This window comes from Sulfuricurvum kujiense DSM 16994, from assembly GCF_000183725.1.
GTDB classification, from domain to species: domain Bacteria; phylum Campylobacterota; class Campylobacteria; order Campylobacterales; family Sulfurimonadaceae; genus Sulfuricurvum; species Sulfuricurvum kujiense.
This window is the reverse complement of record NC_014762.1, coordinates 1,983,285-1,997,329: the sequence shown is the minus strand read 5'-3', so window position 1 is coordinate 1,997,329 and position 14,045 is coordinate 1,983,285. Positions and strand designations below refer to the sequence as shown.

Genomic DNA, 14,045 nt, shown 5'->3' with positions numbered 1-14,045 from the left:
TCTCCTTTAAGCAATTGTATTTAGAAAACGACTTTATTACGTCCAGTTGATTTAGCTTGATACAATTTTGCATCGGCTTCATTGATGGTATCAGTTAACGTATCTTCATGCTCCAGTGCCGCACCAATGGAAATAGTAAACGATACCTCGCTTTGATTAGCGATCATTAGAGGTGATAACGATACCTGCTGACGAATACGTTCTAAAACCCCAATCGCATTTTCACGAGTCGTATTTTTTAAAACGATACAAAACTCTTCTCCGCCGAATCGGGCAACAACATCTTGATGTTGCACACCGGATCGAAGAATTTCCGAGAGATGGATGATCGCTTTGTCACCGACATCATGCCCATAGGTATCATTAATTTTTTTAAAATGATCAATATCGACCATCGCTACAACAAATTCTTCCTCTGAATCGACTGCATTAGAAAAATAAGGCTCAATGGTATTGAAAAAATAGCGGCGGTTATACAATCCGGTTAAAAAGTCACGACTGGCGTAATTGGTAATGGTTTCAATATTTTCCAATGCTTCGATAGCGTTGTTGAGGCGGCACGAAAACTCCTCTTTGCTGAATGGTTTGTTGATGAAATCATTCGCTCCCCGTTTCAGAAACATGGCAGAAACTTCAGGACTATCAACCGAAGAGAGGACAAAAATAGAGAGTTGATTTTTATCATACGTTTTACGAACTTCTTCTGTGAGCTGCAAACCATCCATAACCGGCATATTGTAATCGGTGATAATCATTTTGATATCGGGATTTTGTTCTAATATCAGTAAAGCTTCTTCTCCGTGTGCCAATGCAAAGACTTGAAAAAAGAGATTTTCTACCATCTTTTTGATTTGATTACGGAATACAGAGGAATCATCCACCACCATCACTTTATGGGTTCGGTTTTTTAGGAGTCTTTTGATGATTGAGATAATGTAATTAATATCATTTATCCCTCCCTTGTACACATAGTCAATAATATCTTTTTTGAGTATTTGCTCTCGAAATACTTTGTCTACACTTCCGGTTAGAACGATTGAAGGAATCTTTTTTTCTAAAAAAATATCAACGATTTCACCGTTTGGTGCATCGGGAAGATTCAAATCGAGAATTGCCAATGTGTAAGTATTTTTTTGAGTATATAACTCTGCCTCAGCCAATGAATATGCTACATCAACCTCGATTTTCAACTCCGTTTCTACTTTTAAGCTGATTAGTTTAGCTAAAGTTTTACTGTCATCAACAATCAAAAATTTCAAATTTTATCCTTATATTAATATCAACTAACCCGATTTTTTCCTAGTCTCTTGGAGTCGTATAATGCATTATCCGCTTTAACTATTAAACTTTCAATCGTATCTTCATCTTCAAACAAAGCGACTCCAAAGCTAGCTGTTTTATAACCGATTTCTTCAAATTCGTGTGAAGAAAATCCAAAACGTAACCGTTCAGCCAACTCTTTTGCTTGTAAATACGTCGTTTGCGGACAGAGAATAATGAATTCTTCTCCTCCCCATCGTCCTATACGGTCACTTGAACGAATCAAATCCTGAAATATGACCGATAGTTTTTTCAACACTTCATCACCTACTGGATGACCGTAAACATCATTAATGTGTTTAAAGTCATCTAAATCTACCATAATGACAGAAAAAGAGGTTTGATATCGTTGTGCTTCATCTATGAACAATTGGGCAAATTCTTCGATGGAATTACGATTATACAATCTAGTCAAAGGATCGATTTTTGCCATTGTTTCAAAAAGAGCTTCATCGGTAATATTTTGCCGTACTGCTTGATAACCGATAATTGCTCCCTCATCAAAAATAGGTTCAATGTAAGCATCTACCCAGTAAGAATCTTTATTTTTTTTAAGATTTTTTATGCGCCCATGCCAAGTCTTACCTTCTGTGATCGTCGCCCATAAATTTCGATATATTTCATCTGCTATATCAGGATGTCTAAGTAAGTTATGTTTTTTACCGATCAACTCTTCTTGTGTATAGCCAGTCATTTCACAAAATGCTTCACTGACACAAACAATAACACCATTTACATCAGTAATAGAAGTCGATACATGTTTTTCTAGTAAGGACATATACTGATTAAAATGCCTGCATTTAATTCCCATTAAGACTCTTTTACGTTAATCGATCCATAGTGTGAAGCAATTCACCCATTTTACCATCCACAGCTCCAACATACTGAGTCAAACTCATCATTTCATCCATATTCTTGTTAAGCTCTTCACTGTTGTCATTGATAGCCTGAATAAGAATATTAATCGTAGCGGCAGTTTCAGCCAAACTCTTTTGAGTACGTTCTGCCAGTTTTCGAACTTCATCAGCGACCACTGCAAACCCACGTCCGTGTTCACCCGCTCGTGCCGCTTCGATTGCCGCATTAAGTGCCAAAAGGTTGGTTTGATCAGCAATATCACCGATAGTGACCAAAATTTGTTTAGTTTCTTGTGCATTTCCGGCAAGGGATTGAAGATTACCGGAGAGTTCGTGTTCTTTGTTAGCAACATTTTGAATACGATCCACAGTAGAGTTAATCATTCCGCTCAATTCAACAAATTGATTAGAACGGAGGTTTTCAACCGTGTTCTTGAGTTGTTGCGTATTATTGTTCAAAACTTCTTTGGCTTCATTGTTTTGATACTCCATTGATTGCAATGCGGTACCAAGATCATTGATTTTTTCTAACATCTGCGCCATTTTACCCTCAACGTCTACTTTCGCACGTGTTGAGAACTTCCCTTCGCTTAATGCCTCTAAAACATTGATAGCTTGCTCGAGATTTTTTTCAGTAGCATCGAGCATTGCATTCATGGTTTTTTTAAGGAGATGAACATGTGGAGTTTTTGAATCACTTGCAACACGGCACATAAAATGACCACGACGCACTTTATCAGCAAGTAATACCATCTCACCCGCTACTTTGGTATCTTGTTCTAAAATAGCTTCATGTGTTTTTGTTAGATTATTTATTTTTTCTTCAATACTTCCGTATTCAGCTTTTACTGGTTCAATCTGATTACGTTTAAATTGCATCAACTCTTCGAGTTCATTTAATTGTGTAGTCAATACATCCGAACCTGATGAAGACGATAGACTTGTCCATAACGCAGTTGCTAGTAGCACACCAATTACCACCCCATTGACCCATATCGAATTAACGCTGAATGCTAAAATAAAACCAATAATTCCTACTAACGACAATATTATAATTTTTGTACTGTTTTTCATTATTTCATTACCCTTCTTTTATCGCATTGTTTTATAAAGCGTTTCGGCTTTTTGGATTTCAGCAGGGGAAGCTTTACGACGGCACGACATATAACCACCTTCTCCATCTCCACAAGCAATATTCGGATAGACGGTTGCAAATACCCAGTAAAAACCACCGTTTTTGGTAGAGTTTTTGACATACCCTTTCCACACTTTTCCACTTTTTACGGTGTCCCATAAATCTTTGAATGCCGCTTTGGGCATATCGGAATGACGGACGATGTTGTGCGGTTTACCGATTAGCTCTTCGAGGGTATATCCTGCAATCTTGCAAAAATCTTCATTGGCAAATAGAATTTTCCCTTTTGAATCGGTCTGTGACACTAAAAAATCAGTGTCGTTTAGTACATGTTCCACGTATTATTCCTTTTTTAAAATTGAGTATGATCCTGATATCGATCACGAATCACTAAAAAATCATCTAGATTATCTAAAAATAATTCAACCAACCGAGGATCAAAGTGTTTCCCTTTTTCTTCTTTGAACAAAGTGATGATTTTCTCCAATGACCACGCTTTTTTATAGACACGATCGCTTCCAAGGGCATCAAAAACATCGGCAATGGTTACGATTCGAGCATAAATATGAATATCTTCCCCTACTAAGCCCGATGGGTACCCACCACCACCACTATATTTTTCATGGTGTTCATGGGCGATAATAGATGCGGCATTCAACAAAGGACGATCAGATCCTGATAGAACTTTATGACCGATAGAGCTATGTGAACGCATCACTAACCATTCAGCTTCATTCAGCGATCCTGGTTTATGTAACACAGAATCAGGTATGGCAACTTTGCCGATATCATGCATAGGTGAAGCATCTGCAATTAAATTCGCCTCCTTCTCATCTAAACCTGCTTTAAATGCTAATAGTTTTGAATACTCTGCAACACGGCGAACATGGTTTCCCGTCTCTTTGCTTCGACTTTCTCCGATTTCTCCCATTCGGTAAATGATTTCTTGTTGCGTTTTTTCGATCTCTTCGTGCAAAGTGATAATTTCTGTGACCTCATGTCGAATTGCCATATATTCGATAATTTTCTCTTCTTTATCCTTGATCGGAATAATCGTCGAATCGACCCAATAAGGAGAACCGTCTTTTTTCCGATTTTTTAGAACACCATTCCATACTTTTCCAGATTGAATCGTTTTCCACATATCGGCGAAAACTTTTTTTGGAGTATCGGGATGTCGAACAATAGCATGCGTTTTGCCGATTATTTCCTCTTCTCTATACCCTGTAATTTCACAAAAACGATTATTGACATAGAGAATGGTTCCATCAGCTGTTGTACGCGAGAGGATATTGCTCTCATCAATTGCTTTTTCGTATAGTTGTGCCCGCCGATAAATATCTTCGAAATGTTCTTCAGAAATGTGCAGTTTATCTTGTAGTGTCTCTTTGATGTTTTGAAGTTCAGTGATATCGGTTCGAACACCGATATATTCGACAATGTTTCCCTCTATATCTACAATTGGATTAATCGTCGTCTGTACCCAGTAAGGAGAACCATCTTTTTTACGGTTTTTAACAATTCCTTCCCATACTTGACCACTTAAAATCGTTTGCCAAAGTTCTTCAAATGCTTCTTTCGGCATATCGGGATGGCGAACTGTATTGTGAGGTTTTCCGATCAGTTCTGCAGGTGAATACCCCGAAATTTCGCAAAATTTGTCATTAACAAAGGTGATGATGCCCCGTTTATCGGTTTTAGAGACGATGGAACTGCGATCGACGGTATCTTTATACTCTTGGAGGAGTTGACGTTCACACTCGATTTGTCGGGTTTTCCGTTTCGAATCGATCCAAAAATCGATTTTCATCAGAAGCTCTTCGGCGACGAAAGGTTTTAGAAAAAACTCATTTGCTCCTTGCTTAATCAATCTTCCCACAGTAGAGGCATCGTATGTTCCTGTTAAAATAAAGACAGGAATTTCAGCGGAAGCACTATTTTTTTTAAGATACTTCAAAACCTCTTCCCCATTCATATCGGGAAGTTCGAGATCGAGTAAAATCAAATCAAGTTGTTGGGTGTTGATAACCTCGATAGCACTGTCGCCATCGATAGCAATACTTATTTTATAGTTGCGCGGTTGTAATAATGAAGTGACTTGACGGCGAACAACACTGGAATCATCAACTACAAGAATATTGTAGTGGGTGTTTTCCTGAATCGCTTTGAGTGTTTTATCGATTTCTTGAATGACATGTGGGAATGGGTCATTCTTTGAGAGATATCCCAATACACCATATCGAAACCATTCATTTCGACGCTCTTTGTCGGGATCAGAGGTATAGACAATAATTTTTAATTTTTGCTTACTACTCAGATTTTCAAGAAGGTCTTCCCCTTCGCCATCGGGAAGATGCAAATCAAGAACAACTAAATCATATAAATTATTTTCTAAATGCAAAAGAGCTTCATCCAACGTAAATGTACTCGTTACTTCATGCCCAAAAGATATTAAACCTCTGCGAAGTGCATTGTTAAAAAGAGAGGAGTCTTCTACAATAAGGATAGATCCTTTACGTATTTTTGATGCTGAACTATTTTGCATACATTCTGCCATCAAACCACCCTCAACCAAAAATTAATGAATTGTATTATATATATATATATATATATATATATCAAACTTGTAATAACAAGTTGCATCAAAAATTGTATCTTATTAAACTTTACAACTTCTTATAGCAAGTTAAAAGAATTCGTATGGAAAAAGGGCTCAGCCAACTTCAGTTAGCTCAATCCATTGGACACAAATCACTTTCTATCGTTTCATTGGCAGAGATATACCATAATAATCAACACTTCAACATCGAGCATTTGGTAAAAATCGCCTATGTATTGGATGTCAATATTTGTGATTTTTTCCCAAAATATGAGAATTAAAACCTCAAATCCTCACAATGATATTCCCACAACTTAGCATCCACCGCCGTCTTGTTCTGAATCAGTATTTCCCACACAGTTAGAGCCTCTTTATCGGAATACCATTCGACTCCGTTAGGGGTTTTATACCCCACCATAATTTTTTGCTTTTTAGGGTGTTTATCGACCACCACATCACGGTTTTTATACACAAAAACAGGTCTACCTGCCGCTTCTTTATAAACTTCATCTCGATAACGAACAAACTGCTCTTTTTTGGAAAACTGCTTTTGCTGGTGTATCGCTTCGTCCTTATAAATGAATCGAAATTCCAACGCTGTCACTTTCCTCCCCCTATGAATCGGCTCAACCGCTAAAACAATCGAAGTCTTTTCATTTATCTCTTTGATAGCAGGGTTAATCACCCTCGAATTTAGGTCACAGAACCGTTTATAACCCTTTTGAGGGTCAATACCCATAAGAACTTTAAAATCGTCCAAATAGACCCGTTTCTTGCCTATTTTTAGGTAATCAGATATAAACTCATAAAGAGCGATGGAATGTTTTGATTGCATACCCTTAATGACTTTTAAATCAACCAAACCAAACATATCGGGATAATCAATAGCAGTAATCAGTTTCTCCTCCATAGAAAACGACACAAACCCCTCCTCTTGGATATCCACATCGATAATAAGCCCTATATCTTTTTTAAAATTCCAGTCCTTTTTGGATTTACCTAATACATTGAACGACACCTTGACCTCTTGCATTTGCAAGATACTTTCCTTGATATGGGTGTTGTTCTGTGCACCCGTATATTTCTTGATATCGGTGATATTGGCTTCAAATCTCCGTTGATTTTGATTGCTTCGTAATTCTTCTTTGACTACAAACAGTAAATAGTTATAAATGGCTCTTTGGGAACGGGTCAGTTTATTGGTCATCTGTATAAGACCGCTAGCTTTTTTTATCATCATTATTTTCACCTCTTAAATTGGATTAGATTTTCATTATAAAAAAATGGGTGAAGAATGGAAATTTTTGAATGATTTTTCGTATTTCAGATACAAACTGCCGTTTATATGGCTTGATTATGGGGAAACAATTTGCCGTTAAATAGATACGAAGTGCCGTTGATACCTTTTGAAAATATCGTTATATAGGTGATATTCAACGGCTTAAACCTGATTAAATAGATAGATGAAGAATAGTGATTAATAAAACACTCCCAGAGTGTTTTAGCACAACATTGTGATTGAATTTTTCATGTCTCTCTTTTAAATCACTGGCGATGAGCTTTTTTTTGATTTTTGCATGGCAAATAGTGAGCCAAAGAGCGAGGATGCTATCAGCAGGAAAAGTATTATCTCCGTGATACGGTGTTAATAAGGTGGCTATTCAAAATTATACTCTCAAAATATAGGCAAATAACATCGATTTCTTGGACGCATACCGTTATTTTTTATAATAGTTATATATGAGTTAAAGGATTACAGATGAGCAAAAAACGATTATTGACCCGTTTCAATATCCAATCCGAGTTATTGGAATTGATAGAAGAACAAAGCAGAAACCAAAACATCACCAAGCACGATTATTTGAACCAGTTGCTATACGACAAGCTGATTAAAAAAGACAATCGCCTAAGTCAGCATATCGCCCGAGATATAGAGAATTTGATATTGATACTATTGACCTCCGAGCAAAAGTTCCCCTCCATCAAAGAAGCTATGGACGAGGGAATAAAAATCGACCCCATAAAAAGAAATATTTTAATGGAGCGTAGAGAGGTAAAAAGAGGGCAGTTTAAAAGCTTTTGGAACCAAATCCTAAAAGAAATCAATCCTGACCAATTCATTGAAATAAAGACCAAAGAGGCGGCACTGGAGAAATTAAAAACCATCTTCCGTATCGTATTCGAGAACAAGCAGGTATTCGCATGAGATACTCCGAGTCCAAAAACTTGAAACAATTAAAGACCGTATTCAAAGACACCCAAAAAATCTATGAAGGGCAACAAAAGGCTGCTCTTATCAACTATGTTCAAAAACAGCATAACGTATTCGAAAGCGACAAAAAATTAGGTGACGGTGGTGTTCATCACTATATCATCAGTCCTCTATCACCTGAAAGCTATGAGAAACTATCCCCCGAGCAAAAAAAGATAATGGAGAACGAAAGCATCCAATGGTGTATCAACAGCTTCAATCGATATGGATTTATAGGAGCATTAGAGTTCAATTCCGACAAAAGTGATAAAGAATACTCCAATGGTTTTAAAAACGTCAAAGAAGGGTTCCATCTTCACCTTGCTGTTTCGCAGAAGTATAAAATCAGGGGACAAGCCGATTTATTGAGTTTGAGGGAGTCATTAGCCAATCACCTATCCAATAATATCGATAGAGATATGAGAACCGTTTTAGGGGTAAAAAACAAAGAAGAAATGGAGCAACACAGACGAGAGGGTATATCGAGAACCCAAAAGAAAAACGCTCTTGAAAACCTACGCAATGACCCCGAATACATTGAAAACGATAAAGCCATCAAGGAACTAAACGGTGAGCTGTCCCAAGTATTCACCATCTTAGGAGTGAAACACACTTTAAAAAATGACCTTATCACTATGAATAAGCACGAACGCTACAACATTTTAAACCGCAAAAATGCCCTTAAAAATGAGATGAATTCCATCAAATCTGATATCAAAGGTCGTCAGAATGAAATCAAGTTCATCGATAAATTTATCAAAGATGAACAAGAGAAAATGACATCGACTGAGAAGTTCTTTCAAAGTGAATACATCGAGTTAAAATGCTTTTATCAAACTCAAATGATGGGTTTTTCGTATTGGGCAGATGGACAGCACGGATGGTTTAAAAAGATAGCCAAAGACCGATTGAATAACAAAGAAATCAGCACCTCCGAGTTCTTATCCCAAGTGGCACAGAATAAAAGTTATTGGGCATGGGTTAAGAGTGATGAGAGAAAGCGACACCAAATTATCTTGAAACAACGCCGAAGTGATTTCAAAGCTAAACTATTCGAGATGGGGAAAATCATCTCAGAACGAGGTCGAGACCGTTTAGCGGTTGTTGCTATCGTCACAATCGATAAAAAAGAATTAGAAAAGAGATTGGCTCAATATTCTGAAATCGGCACCAAATACAATAGTCACTATGAGGTGTTTTTAAAACGGATAGAGCAAATCAATCAAGAGATTGACCGTGTTAGAGCTAAAAAGTTGAAATTAGCACAATCAAAACTTCAAAAACAGAACAAAAAACAGCATCTTATTGAAAAAATATTGAAGTTTGATGCTACGGTTGGAGGTAAAGGGTTTGAAGCATTAAAGCAGGGGATGGAGAAAAAATACCAAGTTAAAATCACCCAAGGGGGAACCGAAGCGGACTCTATCAATATTAAAACCAAATCAATACACATCAAGAAACCCAAAACCGAAGGTGCGTTTGCTCACCTTCTACGAGGTATTATGAAAATCACCCAAATGAGCGAGAACTCCATACTAAACAGCCTAAAAACAAAAAACTTGTTTAAAGTGGTCAAAGAGAGTGTATTTACACAATTCCCTCAGTTTAAACCCTCATTGGAGCAAACCCAATCAGTGGATGATTTTATCGTGATATTTGGGAAGCTAAAAGAGGTTCATAAAAAGAGGGAGGAGGATTACTCACCGTCTTTATGAGAGTTGGGCGTTTTTACGATAAATCTCAATACGCTTGCTTAGCTCTTCAATTAACCATTCCCCATCGTATTTAGGGAGGATTTTAATGTACTGCAAATTCTCCTGAATAACCTTTAAAAGACGGTTGGCTTCATCTTCCGCATCCACCAAAAAGTAATTGGCGGATGCGTTGGCGGAAGTATCGCTCAAAAAGAGTCTTTGGGCTTCGATACCGTATCTCTCTGTAGAATCATCCCTATTCGCTTCGATCAAGACGGGAATAATCGTCATCTTTTGAAATACATCAAACCCATTGAAATAATCGTAAATCAGCATATTTACTGCAAAAAGTGCTCTTTTTTTCATTCGATACCTTCTTCTGGAATAATGATTTTATCTAAGGTGGCAGTGAAAATATCGTCGCTGTCTTCGTATTTGTATTGAAAGACTTTTTCGTTATTCTCATCGATGGTAATTCCAACTGGAATGACCTCTTCGGGGGTATCTTCATCGATATCCAACCACACCATCCCCTCTTTTTCCATTTGCCAAAACACATGATAAGTTTGCTCGTATTCGTTGTTAAATTCAGCCGAATCCTTGAGGGCAAACCCGATCACTTTGCTCGTAGTTTCAAAAAAATGGTTAGGCGTTTTTCTCACTTCATAACGGATATGACGAACAAGCGCAGGTGCCAATTCCGATAACAATTGGGTGTCTTTGATTCCATACACCACCCCTTTATTCCAAAGTTCTCTATTGAGTTTGTATTTACCCTTTTCAAAATGAACCAGTCTGTGGCACCGCAATATTTTTAGAGCATCTCGCAATAACACTTCTTTACGAGAGGGCTGACCGACCTTTTTTTTCTTTGTCTTGATCGTATCAGTATCTTCTAGATTGTTCGATTCCTCATCGATACTGATAAAAGCGTCAAGATTTATCTTGGCAAGGGAACTTCGGTCAAATTCTTGTTTCAAGTAATTTTCAATCATATATTGCAAGACAACGACACTCGCTTCAAGCGTCTTATTGACCTCCTTTGAAAAAAAACGCTGACATAAATTCAATTGCCCGATGCTTCCATAGAGCGCAAAAACATCTTCACCCTTTTTGATTTTTGACCAATCATGCACAGTGTGCATTTCTTTTTCTTCAGAAGCCAAAATTGATCTCCTCTACATTGTCTTTTGGTACAGAAGGAGTTTCAGCCATTATTTCTCCTGAACTGTCATATTCATCACTATCGAGATATCGTTTTTTTAATATTTCGAAATTTTTACTGATTGAAGAATGGTACTTCGCATCATCACTGATACTTTTAACCATCCTTCCAATTTCGTCATAGCTCATCAATAAAGCGTCGGAATTTTTATAGTATTTATTGGTTTTTTTCAACTCTTCAATCGTTAATAAAACCGCTTCAATGAAGACATCTTCATAGCTGCGAACTTTTTTTCGTGCCGCCATTTATCCCCTTTAACACTCCAAAAATTGATTAATGGATTTTATCACTATCAAATCAAACTCCCTATTTTAGCATGTTTTTCTTTGTAGGTAAATAAGCTATTTTGGAAGTTTATCTTTCGTCCTGAAATCAAAATTTAAAGGACGAATCATGAAAAATGTAAATGGAAAAAACACTGTAAAAGGTAAATATGTTAAAGGTGGGTTTCAAACTTTTCCAAATGGTAAAACGGTATATGTTGAGGACTTCATTGAGAATCCACAACAATACTTCAAGGACAGCACATTCAATCCAACAACCTATAGCAACAAGTACAATCCAGATGGGGATAAAACCAAAGTCCGTGTATTGTTGGAATACGTTGGGAACAAACAATCTTTCTGGAAAATTAACCAATCTCTTATTCTAAATCGAATTATTCTATCTAATATAGTGACGGTCGTTATCCCGTTTGCTGGTTCAGGAAGTGATTTTTTAACCATTGCCCCACTTTTGATAGAAGAAATCAAAAAATCTGGGAAACAAATTATTCTTGTCTTTAATGACTTGAATACGTCCATCGTGAATCTATTGAAAAAAATATCATCAAAGTTCTTCCGACAACAACTGATCAGAGAGGTAAGACAAATCATCCTAGACCAAAAAGAGTTGTTGGATGAAAATCCTACCCTTGAAGATTACAAGGTGTACCACAAATTGTTGGTGGAGGAATTAAACAAACTGGAACTTGACAGAGAAATGAACGTCCGCCGTGCAGCATTATTCCTAGTCGTAATGAACACGACATTCGGAGGAAACTACGAGTGGAAAAATGGAAAAAGTCGTATCAGTATTTCCAGTGACATCAAAAAATTCCAAGGGTATTCAAAAGTCATCGAAAAAATCAAACTGATGTCATTCTATCTAGGATACTTCAAAGTCGTAATAGAGAACAAAGACTACAAAAAAATCCTGAAAAAATACGATGGAATAAATACCCTTTTCCTTATCGATCCTCCGTATCTACAACAAGACGTGGACGTTCTTGTTTCTACGAAAGTGACGTACGGGAACCCTGATTTCCCTCATGAGGAATGTATCAATATGGTGAAAGGGTTGAAAGGTCAGTTCATCTACCACAATTATCGAAATAACGTCCAAACAAAAATGTTCAGTGAGGACAAAACCATCGGTCATATCGAAGTCCACAAAGCGATCAATAACACTAAATCTATCTCAAATAAGAAAAAACCACGATGTGTTGAAGTGATTTATTTCTCCACTTGGAACAACGAAACAACCGTTGAAGAAACGACTCCGGAAGTTTCTACCGTTGAAACACAACCGTCCGTTCAAGAGGAAACTGTCGTTGAACCAACTACGGTTCAAACCGTTCCATTGATTCCAACTTATCCAATGGTTTCAATGTTCCCAATGGTTTCTATGACTCCATCGATGGTTATCAACAATAACATCCACTACCGTCATTTGAAAGTGGTTATCCCCTTTTTAAAGTCGGTATCGTAATCGTTGATACACACCCAACAATTACGAGTAATTTAACTATTTATGAGTGTGTTAAACCCCTTTGGAACCCCGAAATCGACCCTTGATAGGATCAGTGGTCAAGTTGGATGGGTTTCGATGGTTTAAGGGTCTTGATTGACGGGCGAATATTAAAAATTAAAGGACAAAAAATGAAAAATTTAACAAATATTATCGATTTCAAAGGTATTCATATTACTGAGGAAGGGTTAATCCACCTTTCTTATGGGACAGGTGATGAAGGTGTTCTGTTTCACGTTTCAATGGATGTAAGTGTTGACGGAGACACCACCACATTCGGTGCGGAAGACTTTGACATTATTTCAAAGGATATCCGTAAAAAATACTCTCCAGTGGAGGTTTTGAAATTTATCAAAACAGACCTTCAAGGGTATGGAAAATTGTTGAGTCAAATCGTTCTGTCAATCGCTTCATTGGAAGAAAAAACCGGTGAAAAAATTGTATGTATGGACTTACTGCATGGAATCCAAAAATTCTATGACATGGAAGGAAACTCCGTCGCGACCAGTACGAACGTACTTGATAAGGATGAATTCGAGTTATACAAAATGTTGGAACGGTTGTTCATGCCTTCATAAGGTTGAACAATCTCTATATTTTAAAGAAAAAAATCATTTGACAAAGGACATACAATGAGAAATTTTGATAACTACAAATTTAAATCCCTATCTGACGGCGGGTTTGATGAACAACACCAATTGATTTTGGATCAAATCAATTCTATTAAACAAGAAAAGAATTTACCTGATTTAATTGATATTTTAGAGGTATATACATCTCAAAAAGACATGCCCGTGAATCTGGAATGTATCGAAGTTGATATCCATGAAGAGATAGATGGTTCTTTGGATTTTTTCAATGAAGGATTTGAGCATACACTACAAAATCCTGAAGATGTTTTTAGAATTGATCTTTGGCGGTATTGGACGTTTTGGGTAGGTATCTGTATCTATGTTGTCGACAAATTTAGTTCAAAGAAATGGCTATATCTAATCGAAGATGAAGACGAATTAGATGAGATGTATCGTTATGAAGCAACCTATCCAGACAATGAACCGAGTGCTTTACTTCAGTCTAGTGATCAGGATATGATCGAGGTATTTCTTGTAGGTAAATTGACTTTTATAGAATGAAATAATCTCGTTATGAAAATTGAAAGGACTAAAATGAAAAATT

The 14,045-nt window shown here is 37.0% G+C and carries 14 protein-coding genes and 2 pseudogenes; 6 read left to right on the top strand and 10 right to left on the bottom strand.

Annotation, left to right across the window (positions count from 1 at the left end; translation table 11 throughout):
* Positions 1 to 20: 20 nt before the first annotated feature.
* The 6 genes and pseudogenes from SULKU_RS09960 to SULKU_RS09940 all read right to left on the bottom strand — a co-directional run bounded on the left by SULKU_RS09960 (position 21) and on the right by SULKU_RS09940 (position 5,869).
* Complete coding sequence (locus SULKU_RS09960; protein WP_013460836.1) at positions 21 to 1,259, bottom strand: GGDEF domain-containing response regulator; 1,239 nt, start codon at positions 1,257 to 1,259, stop codon at positions 21 to 23.
* A gap of 20 nt (positions 1,260 to 1,279) precedes the next feature.
* The gene (locus tag SULKU_RS09955) at positions 1,280 to 2,131 is read right to left on the bottom strand and encodes a sensor domain-containing diguanylate cyclase (RefSeq protein ID WP_013460835.1); all 852 of its coding nucleotides are present in this window, start codon (positions 2,129 to 2,131) and stop codon (positions 1,280 to 1,282) included.
* 10 nt (positions 2,132 to 2,141) lie between these two features.
* Positions 2,142 to 2,444, bottom strand: a pseudogene (locus tag SULKU_RS15460) (methyl-accepting chemotaxis protein); the annotation flags it as partial.
* Positions 2,445 to 2,684: 240 nt separating this feature from the next.
* Positions 2,685 to 2,825, bottom strand: a pseudogene (locus SULKU_RS15455) (methyl-accepting chemotaxis protein); the annotation flags it as partial.
* A gap of 444 nt (positions 2,826 to 3,269) precedes the next feature.
* Positions 3,270 to 3,650, bottom strand: a complete 381-nt coding sequence (locus SULKU_RS09945) for a PAS domain-containing protein (protein WP_013460833.1) — start codon at positions 3,648 to 3,650, stop codon at positions 3,270 to 3,272.
* Positions 3,651 to 3,664: 14 nt separating this feature from the next.
* Complete coding sequence (locus SULKU_RS09940) at positions 3,665 to 5,869, bottom strand: PAS domain-containing protein (RefSeq protein WP_013460832.1); 2,205 nt, start codon at positions 5,867 to 5,869, stop codon at positions 3,665 to 3,667.
* Between the two features lie 137 nt (positions 5,870 to 6,006).
* Between SULKU_RS09940 and SULKU_RS09935 the strand changes: the two genes are divergently transcribed.
* Positions 6,007 to 6,192 carry a helix-turn-helix domain-containing protein gene (locus SULKU_RS09935; RefSeq protein WP_281047863.1) on the top strand — a complete coding sequence of 62 codons (186 nt, stop codon included), beginning with the start codon at positions 6,007 to 6,009 and terminating at the stop codon, positions 6,190 to 6,192.
* Here the strand turns inward: SULKU_RS09935 and SULKU_RS14540 are convergent.
* Entirely contained in the window at positions 6,189 to 7,151 is a 963-nt protein-coding gene (locus SULKU_RS14540) for a replication initiation protein (protein WP_013460830.1), read from the bottom strand. The two genes, SULKU_RS09935 and SULKU_RS14540, sit on opposite strands and share 4 nt — an antisense overlap.
* Before the next feature lie 519 nt (positions 7,152 to 7,670).
* Between SULKU_RS14540 and SULKU_RS09925 the strand changes: the two genes are divergently transcribed.
* Positions 7,671 to 8,117, top strand: coding sequence for a hypothetical protein (locus SULKU_RS09925; protein ID WP_013460829.1), 447 nt, complete (start codon positions 7,671 to 7,673; stop codon positions 8,115 to 8,117).
* The gene (locus tag SULKU_RS09920; protein ID WP_013460828.1) at positions 8,114 to 9,877 is read left to right on the top strand and encodes a hypothetical protein; all 1,764 of its coding nucleotides are present in this window, start codon (positions 8,114 to 8,116) and stop codon (positions 9,875 to 9,877) included. Before SULKU_RS09925 ends, SULKU_RS09920 begins: the two co-directional genes overlap by 4 nt.
* Here SULKU_RS09920 and SULKU_RS09915 read toward each other — a convergent pair.
* From SULKU_RS09915 to SULKU_RS09905, 3 genes are read right to left on the bottom strand one after another with little or no spacing between them, the layout of a single operon-like run.
* Positions 9,872 to 10,222 (bottom strand): hypothetical protein, encoded by a 351-nt coding sequence (locus tag SULKU_RS09915; protein ID WP_013460827.1) that lies wholly within the window; start codon positions 10,220 to 10,222, stop codon positions 9,872 to 9,874. The genes SULKU_RS09920 and SULKU_RS09915 overlap by 6 nt on opposite strands.
* Complete coding sequence (locus SULKU_RS09910) at positions 10,219 to 11,022, bottom strand: hypothetical protein (RefSeq protein ID WP_013460826.1); 804 nt, start codon at positions 11,020 to 11,022, stop codon at positions 10,219 to 10,221. Before SULKU_RS09910 ends, SULKU_RS09915 begins: the two co-directional genes overlap by 4 nt.
* Complete coding sequence (locus tag SULKU_RS09905; RefSeq protein ID WP_013460825.1) at positions 11,012 to 11,326, bottom strand: hypothetical protein; 315 nt, start codon at positions 11,324 to 11,326, stop codon at positions 11,012 to 11,014. The genes SULKU_RS09910 and SULKU_RS09905 overlap by 11 nt, the downstream gene beginning before the upstream one ends.
* 148 nt (positions 11,327 to 11,474) lie before the next feature.
* Here SULKU_RS09905 and SULKU_RS09900 point away from each other — a divergent pair, with 148 nt between their 5' ends.
* The 3 genes from SULKU_RS09900 (at position 11,475) to SULKU_RS09890 (ending at position 14,002) form a co-directional block, all read left to right on the top strand.
* Positions 11,475 to 12,830, top strand: coding sequence for a DNA adenine methylase (locus SULKU_RS09900; protein WP_013460824.1), 1,356 nt, complete (start codon positions 11,475 to 11,477; stop codon positions 12,828 to 12,830).
* 170 nt (positions 12,831 to 13,000) lie between these two features.
* Positions 13,001 to 13,447 carry a hypothetical protein gene (locus tag SULKU_RS09895; RefSeq protein ID WP_013460823.1) on the top strand — a complete coding sequence of 149 codons (447 nt, stop codon included), beginning with the start codon at positions 13,001 to 13,003 and terminating at the stop codon, positions 13,445 to 13,447.
* Between the two features lie 54 nt (positions 13,448 to 13,501).
* On the top strand, positions 13,502 to 14,002 hold the full coding sequence (locus SULKU_RS09890; protein WP_013460822.1) for a hypothetical protein: 501 nt from the start codon (positions 13,502 to 13,504) through the stop codon (positions 14,000 to 14,002).
* Positions 14,003 to 14,045 lie beyond the last annotated feature (43 nt).